The 21,089-nt window shown below is 71.0% G+C and carries 22 protein-coding genes and 5 tRNA genes; 8 read left to right on the forward strand and 19 right to left on the reverse strand.

Translation table 11 applies throughout. The features are described 5' to 3' along the window. Window positions 1-56: 56 nt before the first annotated feature. Both CP970_RS12225 and CP970_RS12230 read left to right on the forward strand, forming a co-directional pair. On the forward strand, window positions 57-3,071 hold the full coding sequence (locus CP970_RS12225) for a BTAD domain-containing putative transcriptional regulator (RefSeq protein ID WP_150493284.1): 3,015 nt from the start codon (window positions 57-59) through the stop codon (window positions 3,069-3,071). Window positions 3,072-3,106: 35 nt separating this feature from the next. After that, entirely contained in the window at window positions 3,107-4,378 is a 1,272-nt protein-coding gene (locus CP970_RS12230; RefSeq protein ID WP_055552728.1) for an FAD-dependent monooxygenase, read from the forward strand. On the opposite strand, the gene thiD is transcribed toward CP970_RS12230, so the two are convergent. Next, entirely contained in the window at window positions 4,351-5,145 is a 795-nt protein-coding gene (thiD, locus tag CP970_RS12235) for a bifunctional hydroxymethylpyrimidine kinase/phosphomethylpyrimidine kinase (protein ID WP_055552731.1), read from the reverse strand. The genes CP970_RS12230 and thiD overlap by 28 nt on opposite strands. After that, a complete protein-coding gene (locus tag CP970_RS12240) occupies window positions 5,142-6,110 on the reverse strand; it encodes a thiamine-phosphate kinase (protein ID WP_055552733.1) in 969 nt (322 codons plus the stop codon). Before CP970_RS12240 ends, thiD begins: the two co-directional genes overlap by 4 nt. Before the next feature lie 209 nt (window positions 6,111-6,319). Between CP970_RS12240 and CP970_RS12245 the strand changes: the two genes are divergently transcribed. Both CP970_RS12245 and CP970_RS12250 read left to right on the forward strand, forming a co-directional pair. Continuing rightward, the gene (locus tag CP970_RS12245) at window positions 6,320-6,553 is read left to right on the forward strand and encodes an Lrp/AsnC family transcriptional regulator (protein ID WP_016642988.1); all 234 of its coding nucleotides are present in this window, start codon (window positions 6,320-6,322) and stop codon (window positions 6,551-6,553) included. A 20-nt stretch (window positions 6,554-6,573) separates the two neighbouring features. Beyond that, window positions 6,574-7,071, forward strand: coding sequence for a DUF3515 domain-containing protein (locus CP970_RS12250; protein WP_055552735.1), 498 nt, complete (start codon window positions 6,574-6,576; stop codon window positions 7,069-7,071). 49 nt (window positions 7,072-7,120) lie between these two features. Here CP970_RS12250 and CP970_RS12255 read toward each other — a convergent pair whose 3' ends face one another. The 3 genes from CP970_RS12255 to CP970_RS12265 all read right to left on the reverse strand — a co-directional run bounded on the left by CP970_RS12255 (window position 7,121) and on the right by CP970_RS12265 (window position 10,144). Next, the gene (locus tag CP970_RS12255; RefSeq protein WP_055552737.1) at window positions 7,121-8,302 is read right to left on the reverse strand and encodes a D-alanine--D-alanine ligase family protein; all 1,182 of its coding nucleotides are present in this window, start codon (window positions 8,300-8,302) and stop codon (window positions 7,121-7,123) included. Between the two features lie 34 nt (window positions 8,303-8,336). Further along, window positions 8,337-9,287 carry an NAD(P)H-dependent glycerol-3-phosphate dehydrogenase gene (locus CP970_RS12260; protein ID WP_055552777.1) on the reverse strand — a complete coding sequence of 317 codons (951 nt, stop codon included), beginning with the start codon at window positions 9,285-9,287 and terminating at the stop codon, window positions 8,337-8,339. Window positions 9,288-9,361: 74 nt separating this feature from the next. After that, window positions 9,362-10,144 (reverse strand): lysophospholipid acyltransferase family protein, encoded by a 783-nt coding sequence (locus CP970_RS12265; protein ID WP_055552739.1) that lies wholly within the window; start codon window positions 10,142-10,144, stop codon window positions 9,362-9,364. Between the two features lie 199 nt (window positions 10,145-10,343). Between CP970_RS12265 and cofC the strand changes: the two genes are divergently transcribed. Then, window positions 10,344-10,979, forward strand: a complete 636-nt coding sequence (cofC, locus tag CP970_RS12270; protein WP_055552741.1) for a 2-phospho-L-lactate guanylyltransferase — start codon at window positions 10,344-10,346, stop codon at window positions 10,977-10,979. A gap of 58 nt (window positions 10,980-11,037) precedes the next feature. Then, complete coding sequence (locus CP970_RS12275) at window positions 11,038-11,241, forward strand: hypothetical protein (RefSeq protein WP_055552743.1); 204 nt, start codon at window positions 11,038-11,040, stop codon at window positions 11,239-11,241. Window positions 11,242-11,357: 116 nt separating this feature from the next. Here the strand turns inward: CP970_RS12275 and CP970_RS12280 are convergent, their stop codons facing one another. The 4 genes from CP970_RS12280 to leuC form a co-directional block, all read right to left on the reverse strand. Then, window positions 11,358-12,059, reverse strand: a complete 702-nt coding sequence (locus CP970_RS12280) for an HU family DNA-binding protein (RefSeq protein WP_055552746.1) — start codon at window positions 12,057-12,059, stop codon at window positions 11,358-11,360. 162 nt (window positions 12,060-12,221) lie between these two features. Next, window positions 12,222-12,458: an SCO5555 family protein gene (locus CP970_RS12285; RefSeq protein WP_055552748.1), complete on the reverse strand. Its 237-nt coding sequence runs from the start codon at window positions 12,456-12,458 to the stop codon at window positions 12,222-12,224. 238 nt (window positions 12,459-12,696) lie between these two features. Beyond that, a complete protein-coding gene (leuD, locus tag CP970_RS12290; protein WP_055552751.1) occupies window positions 12,697-13,290 on the reverse strand; it encodes a 3-isopropylmalate dehydratase small subunit in 594 nt (197 codons plus the stop codon). Between the two features lie 5 nt (window positions 13,291-13,295). Next, complete coding sequence (leuC, locus tag CP970_RS12295; protein ID WP_055552753.1) at window positions 13,296-14,720, reverse strand: 3-isopropylmalate dehydratase large subunit; 1,425 nt, start codon at window positions 14,718-14,720, stop codon at window positions 13,296-13,298. Window positions 14,721-14,901: 181 nt separating this feature from the next. On the opposite strand from leuC, the gene ndgR reads away from it, so the two are divergent. Beyond that, window positions 14,902-15,618, forward strand: a complete 717-nt coding sequence (gene ndgR, locus CP970_RS12300; RefSeq protein WP_055552755.1) for an IclR family transcriptional regulator NdgR — start codon at window positions 14,902-14,904, stop codon at window positions 15,616-15,618. 163 nt (window positions 15,619-15,781) lie between these two features. Here ndgR and CP970_RS12305 read toward each other — a convergent pair whose 3' ends face one another. Further along, window positions 15,782-16,267: a DUF4188 domain-containing protein gene (locus CP970_RS12305; RefSeq protein ID WP_191094905.1), complete on the reverse strand. Its 486-nt coding sequence runs from the start codon at window positions 16,265-16,267 to the stop codon at window positions 15,782-15,784. 94 nt (window positions 16,268-16,361) lie between these two features. Between CP970_RS12305 and CP970_RS12310 the strand changes: the two genes are divergently transcribed. Further along, window positions 16,362-17,021: a MerR family transcriptional regulator gene (locus tag CP970_RS12310; protein WP_191094906.1), complete on the forward strand. Its 660-nt coding sequence runs from the start codon at window positions 16,362-16,364 to the stop codon at window positions 17,019-17,021. A 48-nt stretch (window positions 17,022-17,069) separates the two neighbouring features. Here the strand turns inward: CP970_RS12310 and CP970_RS12315 are convergent. The 9 genes from CP970_RS12315 to CP970_RS12355 all read right to left on the reverse strand — a co-directional run bounded on the left by CP970_RS12315 (window position 17,070) and on the right by CP970_RS12355 (window position 21,072). Beyond that, a tRNA-Glu gene (locus CP970_RS12315) sits at window positions 17,070-17,142 on the reverse strand. 28 nt (window positions 17,143-17,170) lie between these two features. Further along, window positions 17,171-17,242: transfer RNA gene (locus tag CP970_RS12320), tRNA-Gln, on the reverse strand. Between the two features lie 31 nt (window positions 17,243-17,273). Continuing rightward, window positions 17,274-17,346: transfer RNA gene (locus CP970_RS12325), tRNA-Glu, on the reverse strand. Window positions 17,347-17,408: 62 nt separating this feature from the next. Beyond that, window positions 17,409-17,481 (reverse strand) — tRNA-Glu (locus CP970_RS12330). 40 nt (window positions 17,482-17,521) lie between these two features. Further along, window positions 17,522-17,593: transfer RNA gene (locus CP970_RS12335), tRNA-Gln, on the reverse strand. 87 nt (window positions 17,594-17,680) lie between these two features. Next, a complete protein-coding gene (locus CP970_RS12340) occupies window positions 17,681-18,409 on the reverse strand; it encodes an HAD family hydrolase (protein WP_055552759.1) in 729 nt (242 codons plus the stop codon). A 79-nt stretch (window positions 18,410-18,488) separates the two neighbouring features. Beyond that, window positions 18,489-19,967 (reverse strand): glutamate--tRNA ligase, encoded by a 1,479-nt coding sequence (gltX, locus tag CP970_RS12345; protein ID WP_079043833.1) that lies wholly within the window; start codon window positions 19,965-19,967, stop codon window positions 18,489-18,491. Then, entirely contained in the window at window positions 19,960-20,748 is a 789-nt protein-coding gene (locus CP970_RS12350) for a fumarylacetoacetate hydrolase family protein (RefSeq protein WP_055552763.1), read from the reverse strand. Before CP970_RS12350 ends, gltX begins: the two co-directional genes overlap by 8 nt. Window positions 20,749-20,871: 123 nt before the next feature. Beyond that, entirely contained in the window at window positions 20,872-21,072 is a 201-nt protein-coding gene (locus CP970_RS12355) for a hypothetical protein (protein WP_055552765.1), read from the reverse strand. Window positions 21,073-21,089: the final 17 nt, after the last annotated feature.

The raw sequence follows: 21,089 nt of genomic DNA on the forward strand, positions 1-21,089 counted from the left end.
TCGTATGCCCGCCCACCCGCCCCCACGCGTGCGTGGCGGCTGCCAGAATCTGGCGGATGCGCTTCGGCATCCTCGGCCCGCTCGACGTACGCGCCCCCGACGGCACCCCGCTGGACCCCGGCGGACCGCGCCCCCGCGCGCTGCTCACGCTGCTGCTCCTGGACGCGGGCCGCACCGTCCCCCTCGCGCGGCTGACCGACGGGCTCTACGGCGACGAGCCGCCCGCGGGCGCCGCGAACGCCCTGCAGTCCCAGGTCTCCCGGCTCCGCAAGCGCCTCGGCCTGGACATCGAGGCGGTCCCCACCGGCTACCGGCTCGCGGTCTCCCCCGAGGACGTCGACCTCCACCGCTTCGAGCACCTCGCCCGCGCGGGGCGACGGCTGCTCGGCTCCGGTGACCACGCGCGCGCCGCCGCGCTCCTGAGGGAGGCGCTCGGCCTGTGGCGGGGCCGAGCCCTCGCCGATCTGCCGGACGCCGCCGCCCTCCTGGCCCGCCTCGACGAGATGCGCCTGGCCGCCGGGCAGGACCGGATCGACGCCGAGCTCGCCCTGGGCGGCGGCCCCGACCTCGTACCGGAACTGCGGGAGCTGCTCTCCGGGCAGCCGCTGAGCGAACGGTTGTACGGGCAGCTGATGCGGGCGCTGCACGCGGGCGGGCGGCCCGCGGAGGCGCTCACGGTCTACGAAGAGGCACGGCGCGCGCTCGCCGACGCACTGGGCACCGATCCCTCGGCCGGTCTTTCCGCGCTCCACCTGGAGCTGCTTCGGGGACAGGAGCCCGCCAGACAGCGGGGCGTGCCCGCGCAGCTGACGCGATTCATCGGGCGGGCCGACGAGCTCGCCAGGATCGGCGCGCTCCTCGCGGACACCCGTCTGGTGACGCTCACCGGGCCCGGCGGCGCGGGCAAGACGCGGCTCGCCGTCGAGGCCGCGAGGGCGCTGCCCGACGTCTGCTTCGTGGAGCTCGCGCCGCTCGCCGACGGGGCCCAGGTGCCGTACGCGATCCTGACCGCGCTCGGGGTGCGGGACGGCCTGCACACACCGGGCGGTGACGCCACCGAACGGCTGCTGTCCGCGCTGCACGGGCGTGCGCCGCTGCTCGTCCTGGACAACTGCGAGCACCTCGTCGACGCGGCGGCCGAGGTGACCGGGCTGCTGCTCGGCGCCTGCCCCGGGGTGCGGGTCCTGGCCACCAGCCGCGAGGGGCTCGGCATCACCGGCGAGGTCCTGTGCCCGGTGCCGCCGCTCACCGCCGGGCCCGCGGCCCGGCTCTTCGCCGACCGGGCGGCCGCCGTACGGCCCGGTCACGCGGGCGCCGACGACGAGCACCAGAGGCGGCTGACCGACGAGATCTGCGCGGCCCTCGACGGCCTTCCGCTCGCCATCGAGCTGGCGGCGGCCCGGCTGCGCACGCTCACCCTGGACGAGCTCGCCGCGCGGCTCGGCGACCGCTTCCGGCTGCTCTCGCGCGGCGATCGCACGAAGGCGCCCCGGCACCGCACGCTGCGCGCGGTCGTCGAGTGGAGCTGGGAGCTGCTCGACGAGGAGGAGCGGGAGCTCGCCCGCCGCCTGACGGTGTTCCCCTCGGGGGCGACGCTCGACGCGGTGGAGGCCGTCTGCGGGATCCCGTATCCGGAGGACCTGCTCGCCTCCCTCACGGAGAAGTCGTTCCTGGAGGTGGCCGACGGGCGCTACGGCATGCTCAGGACCATCCACGCGTTCTGTGCCGGGCAGCTCGCCGACGCGGGCGAGGAGGACCGGCTGCGCGACGCGCACGCCGGGTACTTCCTGCGTCTCGCGGAGCGGGCCGAGCCGATGCTGCGCGGCGGCGACCAGCTGCCCTGGCTGGCCGGGCTCTCCGCCGAGCGCGGCAACCTGGACGCCGCGCTGCGCCATCTGACCCGCGCCGACCCGCACGGCGGGCTGCGGCTGCTGGCCGCCCTCTCCTGGTTCTGGCGGCTGCGGGGCCTGAACGGGGAACGGACGGCGCGCGCGATCGAACTCCTGGACGCGGTCGGCTCCGAGCCACCGGAGGGCCTCGGTGAGGAGTACGCCCTGTGCGTGATCAACACGCTCGCGGGCGACGGCGCCGATCCCGCGGAACCGGCGCGCCTCGCCCACGCCGACCGTCTCGTCGCCGAGCTCGAAGGGCCGCTCAGGCTGCCGCACCTGATCGTGCAGTGGTCGGTCACGGGCGGACCGGAGCACAGCATGACCGACCGCGTGCGCGCGCAGGTCGGCGACCACCCTTGGGGAGTGGCGCTGCTCGATCTCGGTCTGGGCTTCCAGGAGCAGTTCGCGGGCCGTCCTGACGCGGCGGACGCGGCGTTCGCGCGGGCCCTCGCCGGGTTCCGGGAGACCGGGGACCGCTGGGGCATGGCCAACTGCCTCGATCCGCTGGCGATGTTCGCGCACTGGCGGGGCGAGCGGGACCTGGCCCTCGATCTGCTCGACGAAGGCCTCGTGCACGTCGGCGAGTTGGCGGCCCCCGAGGAGACCGCCGACCTGCTGCACCAGCGCGCCACGGTCCTGCTCTACCGGGGCGACCTCGCGGCGGCCGCCGCCCACTACGCGCGCGCCGCCGAGCTGGCCCGCACCGCCGGAGTCCCCGACAAGGTGGCGACGGCGCTGCGCGGGCTCGGTGACGTGGCCCGGCGCTCCGGTGACACGTCACGCGCGCGTGAGCACTACGAAGCGGCCCTTCAGGCGTACGCCGCCAACTGGTTCAGCCTCGGGCAGAGCGTGCGGACGCTCGTGGGCATGGGCCGTGCCGCGCTCGCCGAGTCCCGCGCCGATGAGGCCGCCGACTGGTTCGAGCAGGCCCGCGTCCTGGCCACGGACACCGGTGAACTCGCCGATGTGGCCGAGGCGCTCGCGGCCGTCGCCGCGGCTCCCGAGGAGTGCGCCCGGCTCCTCGGCGCCGCGCACGGCCTGCGCGGCACGTCGATCGCCGGTGACCCCGATGTCGTGGGTGTCGCGGACGCGGCCCGCGCGCGGCTGTCCCCCGAGCGCTACGAGAGCGCCTTCGAGGAGGGCAGGAGCCTTCGGTCATCGGCGGTCAGGCAACGGTAGGCGAACGGTCAGCGCCACCCCGGACGCTTCCTGGCATGACGAACTCGAAGAGCACGGAGAACACGAAGAGCACGAAGAACCAGGCACCGACCGCCACCCACAGCCTCGCCCACCTGAACGTCCTGATTTCCGGGGCCAGCGTCGCGGGCCCCGCGCTCGCCCTCTGGCTGGCCCGCTACGGAGCGCGCGTCACCGTCCTGGAGAAGGCGCCCGCGCTGCGCAGGGGCGGCTTCGCCGTCGACTTCCGGGGCGAGGCGCACCGCACCGTACTGCGCCGCATGGGCATCTGGGACGAGGTCCACCGCAGGCAGACCCACATGGGCCGCCAGACCCTCGTCGAGGCCGACGACACGGAGCGGGTGGATCTGCCCGCGTTCCTGATGAGCGGTGACGTGGAGATCTTCCGCGGCGAGCTCTCCGCGATCCTCTACGAGCGCACCCAGGACCGGGTGGAGTACGTCTTCGGGGACTCCGTCGCCTCCCTCACCGAGGACTCCGAAGGCGTCGCCGTCACCTTCGACCACGGCTCTCCCCGCCGGTTCGACCTCGTCGTCGGCGCCGACGGGCTGCACTCCCACACGCGCCGCCTGGCCTTCGGCGACGAGTCGCGGTACCTGCGCTTCCTCAACTACTACGTAGCGGGGTTCGACGCCCCCAACCACCTCGGTCTCGACCGCACCGCCCGCATCTACAGCGAACCCGGCCGCACCCTCATGCTCAGCAACTACGGCGCCGACCCGGCCAGGGCGGGGGTCGGCCTGGTCTTCGGTTCCGAGCGGCTCGACTACGACCGGCACGACCTCGGGCAGCAGAAGAAGATCCTCGCCGACCGGTTCGCGGGGCTCGGCTGGCGGCACGCGGCAGGAGCCCTGGACGGCCTGGAGAGCGCCGACGACCTGTACTTCGACGCCATCGCGCAGATCCACGTCGACCGGCTCTCCCAGGGCCGCGTGGTCCTGCTCGGGGACGCCGGGTACGGCGCCACGATGGGCGGCATCGGGACCGGCACCGCGCTGGTCTGCGCGTACGTCCTCGCCGGTGAGCTCGCGGCCGCGCGGGGCGAGCACCGCGTCGCCTTCGCCGCGTACGAGGCGGAGGTCCGCGACTACGCCAAGGGCTGCCAGAAGATCTCCGGCAACGCGGGCCCCTTCCTCGCCCCGCCGACCGAGAGGAAGATCCGCAGCCGCGACCGGACGTACCGCGTGCTCAGCTCCCGCCTCCTGGCGGGCTTCTTCAAGAGGCTGACCGAGAAGGCCGCGAGCGACATCACGCTCAAGGACTACGCCCCGCCGAGCCGCCAGCCGTGATCCACCGGGCCGATCCCGCCGCCGAGTGCGAACCCGGCGGCGATCGCCCCGGTGACGTACTCCTTGGCCGCGGCGACGGCCTCGGGGACGCTCTGGCCCTTCGCCAGCTGCGCGGCGATCGCGCTGGCGAGCGTGCAGCCCGTGCCGTGCGTGTGACGGTTGTCGTGGCGCGGGGCGCGCAGCACGTGCTCCTCGGAGCCGTCGGTGAGCAGGTCCACCGCGTCACCGCGGAGGTGGCCGCCCTTGATGAGCACCCACCGGGGTCCGTACGCGAGGACGGCGTCGGCCGCACGGCGCAGCCCGTCCTCCGACTCGACGTGGACGCCGGTCAGTTGGGCGACCTCGTCGAGGTTGGGCGTCGCGACGGTGGCACGAGGCAGCAGTTTCGTACGGACGGAGTCGAGGGCCGAGGCCGCGAGCAGCGAGTCGCCGTGCTTGGAGACGCCCACCGGGTCGACGACCGTGGGCGCGTCCGTGCCCGCGAGCAACTCGGCGACGGTCTCGACCAGTTCGGCCGACGCCAGCATCCCGGTCTTCACGGCCCGCACGCCGATGTCGTCGACGACGCTGCGGTACTGGGCCCGCACCGCCTCGCCCGGCAGCTCCCAGAACCCCTGCACGCCAAGGGAGTTCTGCGCGGTGACCGCCGTGACGACGCTCATGCCGTGCGTGCCGAGGGCGAGCATCGTCTTCAGGTCGGCCTGGATGCCCGCGCCGCCGCCGGAGTCGGATCCGGCGACGGTGAGCACCCGCGGCGGCGCGGTCACTCGGCGTCTCCGTTGTCCCCGAAGTGGTCCCAGCCCTTGCTTGTCCACGGGGCGCCGTCCACGGTCACCTGGGGCAGCGCGGAGGGGTTGAGGACCTCGCCGATGACCTTCCAGCGGGCGGGCAGCTTCACGTCCGGCGGGAAGGTCGCCACGATCGCGTGGTCCTCGCCGCCGTTGAGCACCCACTGGAGCGGGTCGACGCCGACGGCCTGACCGATGTCGTTCATCTGGGAGGGCACGTCGACGTCTCCGGAGCGGATGTCGATGCGCACCTTGCTCGCGTCGGCGATGTGCCCGAGGTCGGCGATGAGCCCGTCGCTGACGTCCGTCATCGACGTCGCGCCGAGCCCGGCGGCCGCGGGGCCCGCGTGGTAGGGCGGTTCGGGCCTGCGGTGGGCCTCCACGAAGGCGCGGGGCGAGCGGAAGCCGCGCGAGAGCACCGCGTGTCCGGCGGCGGACCAGCCGAGCCAGCCCGTCACGGCGACGACGTCGCCCGGCTGGGCACCCGCGCGCGTGACCGGCTCGTGGTTGCGCAGATCGCCGAGAGCGGTGATCGAGACGGTGATGGTGTCGCCGCGTACGACGTCGCCGCCGACGACGGCCGCGCCCGCGACCTGGCACTCGTCCCTGAGGCCGTCCATGAGCTCGACGGGCCAGCTGGCGGGGAGTTCGGCGGGCACCACCAGGCCGAGCAGCAGCGCGGTGGGCACGGCGCCCATCGCCGCGATGTCCGCGAGGTTCTGGGCCGCCGCCTTGCGGCCCACGTCGTACGCGGTGGACCAGTCGCGGCGGAAGTGCCGCCCCTCCAGGAGGATGTCGGTGCTCGCCACGACCCTGCGGTCCGGAGCGGACACCACCGCGGCGTCATCGCCGGGACCGAGCCGTACGGCCGGAGTGGAGGTGAGCCGGGAGGTGAGCTCTCTGATGAGCCCGAACTCCCCCAACTCGCCCACGGTTCCCTTCACCGAGTCTCACCATGCCCTTTCGCGCTGCCCGGCCCCCGGTCGCGAGCCGCCACTGTCGTCGGTACGGTCGACGTGACCGTCAACTTGTGTTGTCCGTCCACCACGATGTGCGCGCCACAGCTCACCCGGGTCTCCCCGTGACGAGCGGTGACGCGGTACCGTGGCGTCCCTTCTCCCCACATGATCCTCGTGGCCGCCCTGGAGGTTCCGTGGTACAGGCGTACATCCTGATCCAAACAGAGGTCGGCAAGGCGTCGACCGTCGCCGAGCTGATCGGCAAGATCCCGGGAGTGATTCAGGCCGAGGACGTGACCGGACCCTACGACGTCATCGTGCGCGCACAAGCGGACACGGTGGACGAACTCGGCCGCATGGTGGTCGCGAAGGTCCAGCAGGTGGACGGCATCACCCGAACTCTGACCTGCCCGGTCGTGCACTTGTAGCCCCCGTCTACCCTGGCCCGGTGAACATCCCCCGTCTCCGGCGCCGCTGCCTCATAGGAACGTCCGCCCTCGCCCTGTTGATCACGACAGCGGCCTGCTCTTCTACGGACGACGAGGCGTCAGTGGTGGTTCCTTCTCCGAAGGCCAAGGCCGCAGGGCTCTGCCGGGACCTGCACGAGCAACTCCCGAAGAAGGTCGAAGGGCTTGAGCGCACCGACCCGGGGCCCGAGTCCGAGCTGACCGCCGGGTGGGGAGACCCGGCGATCATACTGCGCTGCGGTGTGCCCCGGCCCCCCGAGATGATCGATCCCGACTACGCCGCGAAGAACGGCGTGAAGGTGAACGGCGTCGCCTGGCTCCTGCAGAAGAACGACGACGGTTCGTACACCTTCACCACGGGGGCTCGTCTCGCCTACGTCGAGGTGAAGCTGCCCGAGGAGCGGACGGGGGGCGGTCTCGGGCCGCTCACGGACTTCGCGGGGCCCATCAAGAAGACCATTCCCGAGGGGATCGCCTGATCCCCTCGGGGGCGGTGCGCGTCGTGGGTGCGCACCCTCGGCGCGAGCTTCAGCGCAGGCCCGTCGAGCGGTTCAGGGCGGCCTGGATGAGGCGGTCCACCAGCTCTTCGTAGCTGACGCCGCTCTTCTCCCACATCTGCGGGTACATCGAGATGGGCGTGAAGCCCGGCATCGTGTTGATCTCGTTGATCACGAACCGGCCGTCCTCGGTGAGGAAGAAGTCCGCGCGCACCAGGCCCTCGCAGGACGCGGCGTCGAACGCCTCGACCGCGAGCCGCTGGATCTCCGCGGTCTCCTCGGGCGTCAGCGGGGCGGGCACGATGCCGGGCGTCGAGTCGATGTACTTCGCCTCGAAGTCGTAGTAGTCGTGCGTCTGCACCGGGGGGATCTCGGCGGGGACGCTCGCGCGCGGCCCGTCCTCGAACTCCAGGACGCCGCACTCGATCTCACGGCCGCGCAGCAGCGCCTCGATCAGGATCTTCGGGTCGTGGCGCTGCGCCTCGGCGATCGCCTCGTCCAGGCCCTCGAAGGAGTCGACCTTCGTGATGCCGATCGAAGAGCCCGCGCGCGCGGGCTTGATGAACAGCGGCCAGCCGTGCTCGCCCGCGAAGTCCGCGATGCGCTGCCGGGCACCGGCCTCGTCCTGCTGCCACTCGCGGGGGCGGATCACCAGGTAGGGGCCGACGTTCAGCCCGAAGGACGTGAACACCCGCTTCATGTAGTCCTTGTCCTGGCCGACGGCCGAGGCGAGGACTCCGGAGCCGACATAGGGCACTCCGGAGAGTTCGAGCAGCCCCTGGAGGGTGCCGTCCTCTCCGTAGGGACCGTGCAGCATCGGGAAGACGACGTCGACCTCGCCGAGCGCCTTGGGCACGGAGCCCGGCTCGCTGTAGACGACCTCGCGGTCGCCGGGGGCCAGCGGCAGCAGGACGCCGCCCTCCACGGAGTCGGAGAGGTCGTCCACGTTCGGCATCTGCCGGTCGGCGATCGCCATCCGCTCGGGCTCGTCGGCGGTCAGCGCCCAACGGCCGTCCGTGGTGATGCCGATCGGCAGCACGTCGTACTTGGCACGGTCGATCGCGCTGAGCACGGCGCCGGCCGTGACCACGGAGATGCCGTGCTCCGAGCTGCGGCCGCCGAACACGACGGCCACGCGCGGCTTGCGGAGCGGCCGCTCAGAGCTCGACTCGGGGTGCTGCTCAGGGCTCTGGGGGAGGTTCTCGCTGCTCATATCGCGTCGAGAGTACCCGCTGTCCCAAAAACAGTCAGCGACGCTCGGGCTTGGCACTGCGCGACATGAGCTCCTTGAGGGCGACCACCGGCGGGGTGCCCTCGTGCACGATGCCGACGACCGTCTCCGTGATCGGCATGTCGACGCCGTGCCTGCGGGCCAGATCCAGCACCGACTCGCAGGACTTGACGCCCTCCGCGGTCTGCTTGGTGACCGCGATGGTCTCCTCCAGGGTCATGCCCTTGCCGAGGTTGGTGCCGAAGGTGTGGTTGCGCGAGAGCGGCGAGGAGCAGGTCGCCACGAGGTCGCCGAGGCCCGCGAGTCCGGCGAACGTCAGCGGGTCGGCGCCCATGGCGAGGCCGAGGCGGGTGGTCTCGGCGAGGCCGCGCGTGATGAGCGAGCCCTTGGCGTTGTCGCCGAGGCCCATGCCGTCCGCGATGCCGACGGCGAGCCCGATGACGTTCTTGACGGCGCCGCCGAGCTCGCAGCCGACCACGTCGGTGTTGGTGTACGGGCGGAAATACGGGGTGTGGCAGGCCGTCTGGAGGCGCTGTGCGACCGCCTCGTCCCGGCAGGCCACCACGGCGGCGGCGGGCTGCCTGGCGGCGATCTCACGGGCCAGGTTGGGCCCGGTGACGACGGCGACGCGGTCCCCGGGGACCTTGGTGACGTCCTCGATGACCTCGCTCATCCGCATCGCGGAGCCGAGCTCGACGCCCTTCATGAGCGAGACGAGGACCGTGTCGGGGGCGAGCAGCGGGGCCCACGCGGCGAGGTTGTGGCGCAGCGTCTGCGAGGGCACGGCGAGCACCGTGAAGTCGGCGCCCTCGGCGGCCTCTGCCGGGTCGGTGGTCGCCCTGAGGTTCTCCGGGAGCTCGACACCGGGCAGGTAGTCGGGGTTGGTGCGGGTGGAGTTGACCGCGTCGGCGAGTTCGGCGCGACGGCCCCACAGGGTGACGTCGCACCCCGCGTCGGCGAGCACCATGCCGAAAGCCGTACCCCAGGAGCCCGTTCCGAAGACGGCGGCCTTCACCGGACCCGCCGCGTTCACGGGGTTCGTCACTTGCTGTCCTCCGGGGTGCTCTCTGCGGTGCTCGGCGGTGCGGTGGCACCCGCCGCCTTGCGTCGTTGCTCACGCCGTGCCCTGCGCGGGTCGTACGGCGTATCGGGGGCCTTCTCGTCCCTGACCTCCTCCAGGAGTTCGGTGATCGCGGCCATGATGGTCTCGGTCACCTCGCGCAGCACCTCGGCGGTCGGCTCCTTGTCGTAGAAGCGCGACAGGTCGACGGGGGCTCCGGCCTTCACCTGAAGGGTCTTGCGGGGGAAGAAGGAGGGCTTCTTGCTGTACGGCGGCAGGGCGAGGTTGGCGCCCCACTGGGCCACGGGAATCACCGGGCACTTGGTCTTCAGGGCGACCCGCGCGGCACCGGACTTGGCGGTCATCGGCCACATGTCGGGGTCCCTGGTGAGGGTGCCCTCGGGGTAGAACGCGACGCACTCACCGCGCTCGATGGCGTCGACCGCGGCGCGGAAGGCGTCCAGCGCGTTCGACGTCTCGCGGTAGACCGGGATCTGGCCCGTGCCCTTCATCACCTTCGCGACGAAACCGCCCTTGAAAAGGCCGTCCTTTGCCAGGAAACGCGGCACCCGTCCCGTGTTGTACTGGAAGTGCGCGTACGAGAACGGGTCGATATGCGAGTTGTGATTCACCGCCGTGATGAATCCGCCGTCGGCCGGAATGTGTTCCATTCCACGCCAGTCCCGCTTGAACAGAACCACCAGCGGCGGTTTTGCGATCACCGCCGCAAGGCGGTACCAGAAGCCGATTCTGCGGCGGGACACGCGGGACACCTTCCTCCAAGAACCTGGTCGGCCGCACGAGTGTCACCCCAGGCTGCCTATCTGTCGAGAACACCGTACGCCCACCCGTCTCCCGCCACCGCCCCTATACCGAGCCGCTCCGGAAAGCACCTTCGGCCACCCTCACCGCCCTCACCCCCGGGCAGGTCACAATGGGCGCGACGCGAAGGACGGAGCGCTCGTGCAGTGGACCCTGGTCATCCCTCTGAAGCCGCTGGCGCGTGCCAAGAGCAGGCTCGCGGCGACCGCGGGCGACGGCCTGCGACCGGGTCTCGCCCTGGCGTTCGCGCAGGACACCGTGGCCGCGGTGGCGGCCTGTGCCGCGGTGCGGGATGTGGTGGTCGTCACGGACGACACCCTGGCGGGCCGGGAGCTGGCCGCGCTGGGCGCGCGGATCGTCCCCGACGCACCGGGAGAAGGCCTGAACGCCGCTCTGCGGCACGGAACGGCCGCCGTGCGCGCCGGACGGCCCGAAGTCGCCGTCGCGGCCCTGAACGCCGATCTACCGGCGCTGCGCCCCCTGGAATTGGCCCGGGTGCTCGACGGCGCCGCCCAATTCCCCCGGGCTTTCCTGCCCGATGCCGCCGGAATCGGCACGACACTGCTCGCCGCGGCGGCGGGAACGGAATTGCGGCCGGTATTCGGCACCGCGTCCCGGGCCAGGCACGCGGCTTCCGGCGCGGTGGAACTCGCGCTCGACGGCGTCGATTCCGTACGCCAGGACGTGGACACCGGCGAGGACCTGCGGGCCGCCCTCGCGCTCGGCGTGGGCCCGCGCACCGCGGCGGCCGCGGCCCGGCTCCTGATCGCCGACTGAGCTACCGAGCTGCTGAGCGACTGAGCTGCGGCCGGGTGCGACTGAGTACGCTGCCCCCATGCAGGCCACCGCGTACACGTACGACTCCGAGACCCGCAGCGGCAGCGTGCTGCTCGACGACGGCACTCCGGTGCCCTTCGAGGCCCGCGCGTTCGACGCGGGCGGGCTGCGGCTGCTGAGGCCGGGCCAGCGCGTGCGCATCGAGGTCGACGGCGACGGCGCCGCGCGCCGCATCACCCTGGTGACGCTGCAGACGTTCTGAGCCGCTGATGTTCTGAGTCGCCGGTGTCCCGAGGCGGCACCTGCCGTGCGCACACACGACGCGGGCCGGGCTCCCCCGTGGGAGTCCGGCCCGGCGCGTGAGTGCCCTCGGTGCCCTTACTTCTTGCGGGCCGTGGCCTTCTTGGCGGTCGTCTTGCGCGCCGTCGACTTCTTGGCGGGCGCCTTCTTGGCCGTGGCCTTCTTGGCGGGCGCCGTCTTCTTGGCGGTGGCCTTCTTGGCGGGCGCGGCCTTCTTGGCGGTGGTCTTCTTCGCCGTCGCCGTGGCCTTCTTGGCCGTGGCCTTCGTCGCCGTCTTCTTGGCGGTGGCCTTCTTCGCGGCCGCCTTCTTCGCCGTCGCCGTGGTCTTCTTCGCGGCGGACTTCTTGGCGGTGGTCTTCTTGGCGGCGGCCTTCGTCGCCGTGGCCGTCGCCTTCTTGGCGGTGCTGGCCTTCTTGGCCGCGGCCTTCTTGACGGTCGCCGAAGCGCCGCCGGTCAGGCTGCCCTTGGGCGCCTTCTTGACCGCGACGTCGTTCTTCGGGAGCTTCTTCGAGCCGCTCACCAGGTCCTTGAAGCCCTGGCCCGCGCGGAATCGCGGAACCGAGGTCTTCTTGACTCGCACGCGCTCCCCGGTCTGGGGGTTGCGGGCGTAGCGGGCCGGACGGTCGACCTTCTCGAACGAGCCGAAGCCGGTGACCGAAACACGGTCCCCGCTGACCACGGCACGGACGACGGCGTCCAGGACCGCGTCCACGGCGTCGGCGGCCTGCTGACGGCCGCCAACCTTGTCGGCAATCGCTTCTACGAGCTGCGCCTTGTTCACGTCTTCCCCTTCGGAGACATTGCCGGGAGCGAAATACTCCGGCTTTTTCGCACGTTAGGCAGATATATACCGCAAATCAAACACGAAACGGCCTAATCACCCTTGTGCCGCAACGAACTAGACCATCTCGGAGTTCCTCGAAGGCATGTTGAGGCTTGTGGCTCAGGCGTCTTCGGGGAATCGGCCCTCGTCAGCTTCGTCGAGGGACGCCATCAATCGCTCCAGACGCCTTGCCGCATCGGCGAGATCGTGTTTGGCCGCGGCCGTAATGACCAGCAGCTTCCGGGTCAGCGCCATCCGTACGCCCTCCGGGACTTGCAGTGCACGCACCCGGGAGTGCGCTTCCTTCAGTTGGTCCGCGACGAGCCCGTAGAGCTCGAGTTGGCTGTCACGTTCCATGCACCGATTGTGCCATCTAGGGCGAGTTGTCGCCTCCGCAGGGGGTAACTACCGCCGTCCGGTGCTCTCCTGAGGGTACCCGGTCAGGCCGAGTACAAGGGGATTTCAAGCCTCTTCTCCCTTCCGGGACAAGGGAGTTGAGACCACCCATTCAGGTCATCGGGGGCCCCTCCGGCGGCGCACACAGATGTACCCCCAACCGTCCACGATTGGGGGTACACGGGGGTGTTGCGGGATGTCAGACCTGCACGGTGCGGGGCTTGTAGGAGGGCCGCCGGGTCTCGTACGAGGCGATGTCGGGCTCGTTCTGCAGCGTGATGCTGATGTCGTCGAGGCCGTTCAGGAGCCGCCAGCGGGCGTTCTCGTCGAGTTCGAAGTCGGCGGTGATGCCCTCCGCGCGGACCTGGCGGTCCCGCAGGTCGACCGTGATCTCGGCCTGCGGGTCGCTCTCCGTCAGCTCCCAGAGCGCGTCCACGACCTTCTGGTCGAGCACCACGGTGAGCAGGCCGTTCTTCAGCGAGTTGCCCCGGAAGATGTCGGCGAAGCGGGCGGAGATGACGGCCTTGAAGCCGTAGTTCTGCAGCGCCCACACGGCGTGCTCGCGGGAGGATCCGGTGCCGAAGTCGGGTCCGGCGACCAGGACCGTGGCGCCCTGGCGTTCGGGCTTGTTCAGGATGAACTCGCCGTCCTTGCGCCAGGCCTCGAAGAGCCCGTCCTCGAAACCGTCCCTGGTGACCTTCTTCAGCCAGTGGGCGGGGATGATCTGGTCGGTGTCGACGTTGCTGCGGCGCAGCGGTACGGCCCGGCCGGTGTGCGTGGTGAAAGCTTCCATGGTTCTCAGACTCCGGCGGTCACGGGGGCGTCGGACAGATCGGTGGGCGCGGCCAGGTGGCCGGTGACCGCGGTGGCGGCGGCGACCTGCGGGGAGACCAGGTGGGTGCGGCCGCCCTTGCCCTGCCTGCCCTCGAAGTTGCGGTTGGAGGTGGACGCCGAGCGCTCGCCGGGGGCCAGTTGGTCGGGGTTCATGCCCAGACACATCGAGCAGCCCGCGTGCCGCCATTCGGCCCCCGCGGCGGTGAAGACCTTGTCCAGGCCCTCCTCGACGGCCTGCAGGGCGACCCGGACCGAGCCGGGCACGACCAGCATCCGTACGCCGTCGGCGACTTTGCGGCCCTCGACGACGGAGGCCGCCGCCCGCAGGTCCTCGATGCGGCCATTGGTGCAGGAACCTACGAAGACGGTGTCGACCTTGATGTCGCGCAGCGGCTGCCCGGCGGTCAACCCCATGTACTCCAGGGCCTTTTCGGCGGCGTGCCGCTCCGAAGCGTCTTCGTACGAAGCCGGGTCGGGGACGTTCGCCGAAAGGGGCGCTCCCTGGCCGGGGTTGGTGCCCCAGGTGACGAACGGCGCGAGCGCGGTGGCGTCGATGTAGACCTCGGCGTCGAAGACCGCGTCGTCATCGGTCCGCAGGGTCTTCCAGTACGCCACCGCGGCGTCCCAGTCAGCGCCCTGCGGGGCGTGGGCGCGGCCCTGGATGTAGTCGAACGTGGTCTCGTCCGGGGCGATCATGCCCGCGCGGGCGCCCGCCTCGATCGACATGTTGCAGATGGTCATCCGGGCCTCCATCGAGAGCTTCTCGATGGCCGGGCCGCGGTACTCCAGGACGTAGCCCTGGCCGCCGCCGGTGCCGATCTTCGCGATGATGGCGAGGATGAGGTCCTTGGCGGTGACGCCGTCGGGCAGTTCGCCGTCGACCGTGATGGCCATGGTCTTCGGGCGGGCCATCGGCAGCGTCTGGGTGGCCAGGACGTGCTCGACCTGGGAGGTGCCGATGCCGAACGCCAGGGCGCCGAACGCGCCGTGGGTGGAGGTGTGCGAGTCGCCGCAGACCACGGTGGTGCCGGGCTGGGTCAGTCCCAGCTGCGGTCCCACCACGTGGACGACGCCCTGCTCGACGTCGCCCAGCGGGTGCAGGCGCACCCCGAACTCGGCGCAGTTCTTGCGCAGCGTCTCCAGCTGGGCGCGCGAGACCGGGTCGGCGATGGGCTTGTCGATGTCGAGGGTCGGGGTGTTGTGATCCTCGGTCGCGATGGTGAGGTCGAGCCGCCGCACCGGGCGGCCTGCCTGGCGGAGGCCGTCGAAGGCCTGGGGGCTGGTCACCTCGTGCAGCAGGTGCAGATCGATGTAGAGGAGGTCGGGCTCGCCCTCGGCGCGCCGGACGACGTGGTCGTCCCAGACCTTCTCCGCGAGTGTCCTACCCATCGCTTTCCCTCCGACCGGCCGCATCGCCGGCCCAACTAGAGAATCTGATCGCCGACGCGCGTACCCCTCGTGCCGCACGTCGACCGCGAAATCCGTTGGTCCGCGGATCGCTCGTACAGAGTGGCGCGTTCCACGGAAATTTGAACTTGCGTTTCACAGAGTGAGACGCGAGTATCGACGCATGGACAACTCTAGCGGCGTCGGCGTCCTCGACAAGGCAGCCCTTGTCTTGGGCGCTCTGGAGTCCGGTCCGGCCACCCTCGCAGGACTGGTCGCGGCCACCGGGCTCGCACGACCCACGGCCCACCGACTGGCCGTGGCACTGGAACACCACCGGATGGTGGCGCGGGACATGCAGGGCCGTTTCATCCTCGGCCCGCGCCTCGCCGAACTGGCCGCGGCAGCGGGCGAGGACCGCCTGCTCGCGACGGCGGGCCCGGTCCTCACGCATCTGCGCGACGTGACGGGCGAGAGCGCGCAGCTCTACCGCCGCCAGGGCGACATGCGCATCTGCGTCGCCGCGGCGGAGCGCCTCTCGGGCCTGCGGGACACGGTCCCCGTGGGCTCCACGCTCACCATGAAGGCGGGCTCTTCGGCGCAGATCCTGATGGCCTGGGAGGAGCCGGAGCGCCTGCACCGCGGCCTCCAGGGCGCCCGCTTCACGGCCACCGCCCTCTCCGGAGTACGCCGCAGGGGCTGGGCCCAGTCGATCGGCGAGCGCGAGCCGGGCGTCGCCTCGGTCTCCGCGCCGGTGCGCGGTCCTTCCAACCGCGTGGTCGCCGCCGTCTCGGTCTCCGGACCGATCGAGCGCCTGACCCGCCACCCGGGCCGCATGCACGCGCAGGCGGTCATCGACGCGGCAGGACGCCTCTCCGAGGCGCTGCGCCGCACCGGCTGACACACGACAGACAGGGAGGGGCCGCCTCAACGCCGCGGCGCCCCTTCCCCGCCTCCCCTGTGCCACCACTCCCCCGCCGGGCTCCTCCCAAGCCCCGCGGCGAAGCCCTCAGGCCGTTCTCAGGCCGTTCTCAGGCCTTCCTCGGGCCACCCCGAGGCCGCCCTCAGGCCGCCCGGAGGCGATCGGCCGCCCGCTCGCCGCGCCGACCCACCGGAATCACGCCCGTGGCCGCCCCCAGGCCGAACTCCGGCATGTTGACGTACACGGCCTCATGCGCCCCGGCCGGCACGACGAAGGTCTCGTGCCAGAAGCCGACCTTCCCCTTGCCCTCCCGGATGCGCCGGTTGAAGGCGGCCCACGCGGGCCGGTGTTCCTTGTCGCTCGCGGCCGCATAGGCCAGTAGCTTCTCCTGCGACTCCCAGTACTGGACGACGTACATCAGACGCGTGCCACCGAGCAGCAGCCGGTAGCCCAGCATTCCGGTCTCCCGGTCCCGCGACAGCTCCTTGAGCATGCGCGGCATCGCGCGGAAGACCGGCCACCAGCTGCGGACGGCACGGAAGTTGTTGATGCGCATCCCGATGTGGAAGACCACCACGCCACCCTGCGCGTCGGCGGTCATGCGCCCTTCGATCGGCTTGCCGCTCATGACGGTTCCCCCTTCGTGGAGCCTTGGCCGAGCATTGGATAGTTCCGCTATCCATGATTGGATAGTGCCACTCTCCAAAGGAAGGCGCAAGAGGATGAGACTGGCGGAGCTGAGTCGGCGCAGCGGGGTCCCCACGGCCACGATCAAGTACTACTTGCGCGAGGGCCTGCTGCCCGCCGGGCACCGGGTGAGCGCCACCCAGGCCGAGTACGACGAGACGCATCTGCAGCGGCTGCGCCTGGTGCGCGCGCTGATCCAGGTGGGCCGGGTGCCGATCGCCTCGGCGCGCGAGGTGCTGACCGCCCTGGAGGACGACTCGCTGGACCACAACTCCCGCCTGGGCACGGCCGTATGGGCCCTGCCGCACGGCCCCGAATCCACCGAGGAGGACACGGCCGCGCAGGAGGCGCGCCGCACGGTCGACGCGCTGCTCGCCGGTCTCGGCTGGGCCAACGCCCAGGAGTACGCGGACGAATCACCGGCCTACCGGATGCTGGTGACCGCGGTGGCCACCCTCTCCCGCCTCGGATACCCCTGCGCCGTCGACGACTTGACGCCTTACGCCCGCGCGGGCCACCAACTGGCCGTCGCCGATCTGGACTTGATCGAGCGGTACGCGTCGCCCGACCGGCAGCTGGAGGCGGCCGTCGCGCTCACGGTGCTGTACGAGCCGGTGCTGCTGAGCCTGCGCCGGATCGCACAGGCCGAGGAGTCCAACCGCCGCTACGGGCCGGACGGTTCGGACCCGGAGTGACACGACGAAGGGCCCTCCCTGACGGGAAGGCCCTTCGGTGCTGCTCTGTACCCCCGACCGGATTCGAACCGGCGCTACCGCCTTGAGAGGGCGGCGTGCTAGGCCGCTACACAACGGGGGCGAGGATCTCGTGTCGCCACTCGATCCAGCTGGGCTACCAGGACTCGAACCTAAACTAACGGAACCAGAAACCGTCGTGCTGCCAATTACACCATAGCCCAATGTGGTCTAGACCAGGTCTAGTACCTACAGTACCCCCGACCGGATTCGAACCGGCGCTACCGCCTTGAGAGGGCGGCGTGCTAGGCCGCTACACAACGGGGGCCCTAGCGATCCTGCATCAGAAACAGTGGGTGCGACCCGATCTGTCCCCGCGGGAAGGATCTGTACCCCCGACCGGATTCGAACCGGCGCTACCGCCTTGAGAGGGCGGCGTGCTAGGCCGCTACACAACGGGGGCCTGCGGATGAGATCCGCGGTTTGCAGATGAGCTCTGCGAGCTGGCCTACCAGGACTCGAACCTAGACTAACGGAACCAGAAACCGTCGTGCTGCCAATTACACCATAGGCCATCAAAGCGCAACCCCTTGCGGGGTTTTGTTTTGATTTACGCTTCCCGGCCGGACCTTTCGGCCCTCTCGGGCGGCGCAAGAAGAACATTACCCGAAGGTGGACGGCGCTCCAAAACGGGTATCCGCACGCAGCAGCGCGGGGAGCTCGGAGAGGTGCGAGATGCGGTGGACGCCCGACGGACCTTGCCGCGCCGCGCCGTTGCGGTCGAGCCAGATCCCGACCAGGCCCGCGTCCCTGGCGCCCCTGGCGTCGATCTCCGGCTGGTCGCCGACGTAGGCGATCTCGGCGGGCGCGAGACCCAGCTCCGTACAGACCGCGTGGAAGGCCTCGGCGGCGGGCTTGGAGACGCCGAGGTCGGCGGCGCACAGGACGGCCTCGAAGCGGTCGCGGACGCCGAGGAGGCGCAGCTTGCGGTCCTGGACGGCCAGGGCGGAGTTGGAGAGGACGGCGTGCCGGTAGTCGCCCGCGAGGGCGTCCAGGGCGGGGAGGGTGTCGGGGAAGAGCGACCAGGCCGATTCGTAGTGACCGACGTAACGGGCGAACCAGGCGTCGGCGTCGGGGGCGGTCAGCGCCGGGGCGTCGAGGAAGTCCCGCACGCGGTCGCGGCGCTGCTCCTGGAAGTCCGTCTCCCCCGCGCCGAAGCGGGCCCAGTGGCGCTCGGTGATCTCCCGCCAGAGGACCAGGGCGCGCTCGGCGGACACGTACCGCTCCACGAGGCCCTCGGCGGTGAGGTGCGCCAGCATCCCGGCGGCGTCGGCGCGCGCGTAGTCGAAGATCGTGTCATCGATGTCCCAGACCACGGCTCTGATCGGCATACCGCCGACGGTAGGCGAAGGGCCCGGCAGCCGTCTCGGCTTCCGGGCCCTTCGTTTCGTACGGTGCTCGCGCGGTGGATCAGGCGGTGAGCTTCGCCAGGGCCGCGTCGATGCGGGTCAGCGTCTTGTCCTTGCCCAGGATCTCCAGGGACTCGAACAGGGGCAGGCCGACCGTGCGCCCGGTGACCGCGACGCGGACCGGGGCCTGGGCCTTGCCGAGCTTGAGGCCGTGCTCCTCACCGGCGGCCAGGACGGCCTCCTTGAGGGACTCCGGAGACGTCCAGTCGGCCGCCTCCAGCTTGGCGCGGGCCGTGGTCAGGAGGGCGTCGGAGCCCTCCTTCATGGCCTTGGTCCAGCTCGGCTCGTCGAAGACCGGCTCCGCGAGGAACAGGAAGTCGACGTTGTCCGTGATCTCGGAGAGGACCTTCAGGCGGGTCTGCGCGTGCGGCGCGATGGCCTGCCAGGCGGCCTCGTCGAAGTCCTCGGGGGCCCAGTTGGCGTGCGGGGCCTTGAGCCAGGGCGCGCAGGCCTCGGCGAAGGCCTTCACGTCCAGCATGCGGATGTGGTCGGCGTTGATCGCCTCGGCCTTCTTCAGGTCGAAGCGGGCCGGGTTGGCGTTCACGTCCGCGAGGTCGAACTTGGCGACCATGTCGGGGATCGAGAAGACGTCCTGGTCGGCGGAGAAGGACCAGCCGAGCAGGGAGAGGTAGTTGAGCAGGCCCTCCGGGAGGAAACCGCGCTCCCTGTAGAGGTTGAGCGAGGCCTGGGGGTCGCGCTTGCTCAGCTTCTTGTTGCCCTCGCCCATGACGTACGGCAGGTGGCCGAACGCGGGGATCGTCTTCGCGACGCCGAGCTCGATCAGCGCCTTGTAGAGGGCGATCTGCCGCGGCGTCGAGGAGAGCAGGTCCTCGCCGCGCAGGACGTGGGTGATCTCCATCAGGGCGTCGTCGACCGGGTTGACCAGGGTGTACAGCGGGGCGCCGTTGGCGCGCACGATGCCGTAGTCCGTGAGGTTCTCCGGCTGGACCGTGATCTCGCCGCGGACCAGGTCGGTGAAGGTCGTGGCCTCGTCGGGCATCCGGAAGCGGATGATGTGCTTGCGGCCCTCGGCCTCGTACGCCTCGATCCGCTCGGCGGTGAGGTCCCTGCAGTGGCCGTCGTAGCCCGACGGCTTGCCCGCGGCACGGGCCGCCTCGCGGCGGGCGTCCAGCTCCTCGGTGGTGCAGTAGCAGGGGTAGGCGTGGCCGCCGTCGATGAGCTTGGCGGCCACGTCCTTGTAGATGTCCATGCGCTGCGACTGGCGGTACGGCGCGTGCGGACCGCCGACCTCGGGGCCCTCGTCCCAGTCAAAGCCCAGCCAGCGCATCGAGTCGAGCAGCTGCTCGTACGACTCCTCGGAGTCGCGAGCCGCGTCGGTGTCCTCGATGCGGAAGACCAGGACGCCCTCGTTGTGCCGGGCGTAGGCCCAGTTGAAGAGGGCGGTGCGGACCAGGCCCACGTGGGGGTTGCCGGTCGGGGAGGGACAGAACCGTACGCGTACGGGGGTCGCGTTAGCCACGCTTGATCACCTTGTTGGTGAGAGTGCCGATGCCTTCGATGGTGACGGCGACCTCGTCGCCGACGTTGAGGGGGCCGACCCCTGCCGGGGTGCCCGTGAGGATGACGTCGCCCGGGAGCAGCGTCATGGCCTCGGTGATGTTCACGATCAGGTCCTCGATGGAGTGGACCATCTCGCTGGTGCGGCCGAGCTGGCGCTGCTGGCCGTTGACCGTGCACTGGATCGTGAGGTCGTTCGCCGCGGCCAGGTCGATGTCCGTCTCCACCCAGGGACCGAGCGGGCAGGCGCTGTCGAAGCCCTTGGCGCGCGCCCACTGCTTCTCACGGCGCTGGATGTCACGCGCGGTGACGTCGTTGGCGCAGGTGTAGCCGAAGATCACGTCCTTGACCCGCTCGCGGGGCACCTCGCGGCACATGCGGCCGATGACCACGGCCAGCTCGGCCTCGTGGTGCACCTCTTCGGAGAACGAGGGGTACGCGATGTCGTCGCCGGAGCCGATCATCGAGGTCGCGGGCTTGAAGAAGGCGAACGGCACGTCGGGGACGTCGCTGCCGAGCTCCTTGGCGTGCTCCGCGTAGTTGCGGCCGAAGGCCACGATCTTGTGCCCGATGACCGGGGGCAGGAGCCGGACCTTGCTCAGCGGGACCTTGACACCGCTGAGCTCGAAGTCGGCGACGTACGGACTGCCCTTGATGATGTCGACGACGAGTTCGTCGGGCTTGTCGCCCTCGACCGCGCCGAAAGCGACATTGCCGTCGATGGAGAATCTGGCGATGCGCACGTGAGCGTTAGCCCCTTGCTGGGATGGGTGGAGTCTGACGCTCCAGGCTAACGCGGGGGCCTGCGGCCTGCGTGCGGCCCCGCCCCGCGTGACCGGCGCTCATCGCCGCTTCGCGGCTCGTCCTCAAACGCCGGACGGGCTGTTTTCCCCCGGCGCCACCATCAGGATCGTCCGCTTGGGATTGGCGGTCTGCGTCGGCAGCTCCACCGCGTGCTCCGGGCGGTCGGCCGCGGCCTGGACCTCGTCCGCGTCCGTGAGGTGCGCGAGAGTGGTGCGGCGCGGGTTGGCTATGTTGCGGAACATCGTCGACTGCACAGTCTTCATCTGCTGTTCGGACCTTG

This window comes from Streptomyces kanamyceticus, assembly GCF_008704495.1.
Taxonomy (GTDB): Bacteria; Actinomycetota; Actinomycetes; order Streptomycetales; family Streptomycetaceae; genus Streptomyces; species Streptomyces kanamyceticus.

Coding starts and splice junctions, on each gene's coding strand:
- CP970_RS12340 (WP_055552759.1), bottom strand. CDS start 18,409: ATGCCGATCAGAGCCGTGGTCTGGGACATCGATGACACGATCTTCGAC.
- CP970_RS12305 (WP_191094905.1), bottom strand. CDS start 16,267: ATGAGCGGCAAGCCGATCGAAGGGCGCATGACCGCCGACGCGCAGGGT.
- leuD (WP_055552751.1), bottom strand. CDS start 13,290: ATGGAAGCTTTCACCACGCACACCGGCCGGGCCGTACCGCTGCGCCGC.
- CP970_RS12275 (WP_055552743.1), top strand. CDS start 11,038: ATGCAGGCCACCGCGTACACGTACGACTCCGAGACCCGCAGCGGCAGC.
- CP970_RS12260 (WP_055552777.1), bottom strand. CDS start 9,287: ATGGTGCTCGCCGACGCGGGGTGCGACGTCACCCTGTGGGGCCGTCGC.
- CP970_RS12255 (WP_055552737.1), bottom strand. CDS start 8,302: ATGAGCAGCGAGAACCTCCCCCAGAGCCCTGAGCAGCACCCCGAGTCG.
- ndgR (WP_055552755.1), top strand. CDS start 14,902: ATGGACAACTCTAGCGGCGTCGGCGTCCTCGACAAGGCAGCCCTTGTC.
- CP970_RS12310 (WP_191094906.1), top strand. CDS start 16,362: ATGAGACTGGCGGAGCTGAGTCGGCGCAGCGGGGTCCCCACGGCCACG.
- CP970_RS12285 (WP_055552748.1), bottom strand. CDS start 12,458: ATGGAACGTGACAGCCAACTCGAGCTCTACGGGCTCGTCGCGGACCAA.
- leuC (WP_055552753.1), bottom strand. CDS start 14,720: ATGGGTAGGACACTCGCGGAGAAGGTCTGGGACGACCACGTCGTCCGG.
- CP970_RS12355 (WP_055552765.1), bottom strand. CDS start 21,072: ATGAAGACTGTGCAGTCGACGATGTTCCGCAACATAGCCAACCCGCGC.
- CP970_RS12225 (WP_150493284.1), top strand. CDS start 57: ATGCGCTTCGGCATCCTCGGCCCGCTCGACGTACGCGCCCCCGACGGC.
- CP970_RS12230 (WP_055552728.1), top strand. CDS start 3,107: ATGACGAACTCGAAGAGCACGGAGAACACGAAGAGCACGAAGAACCAG.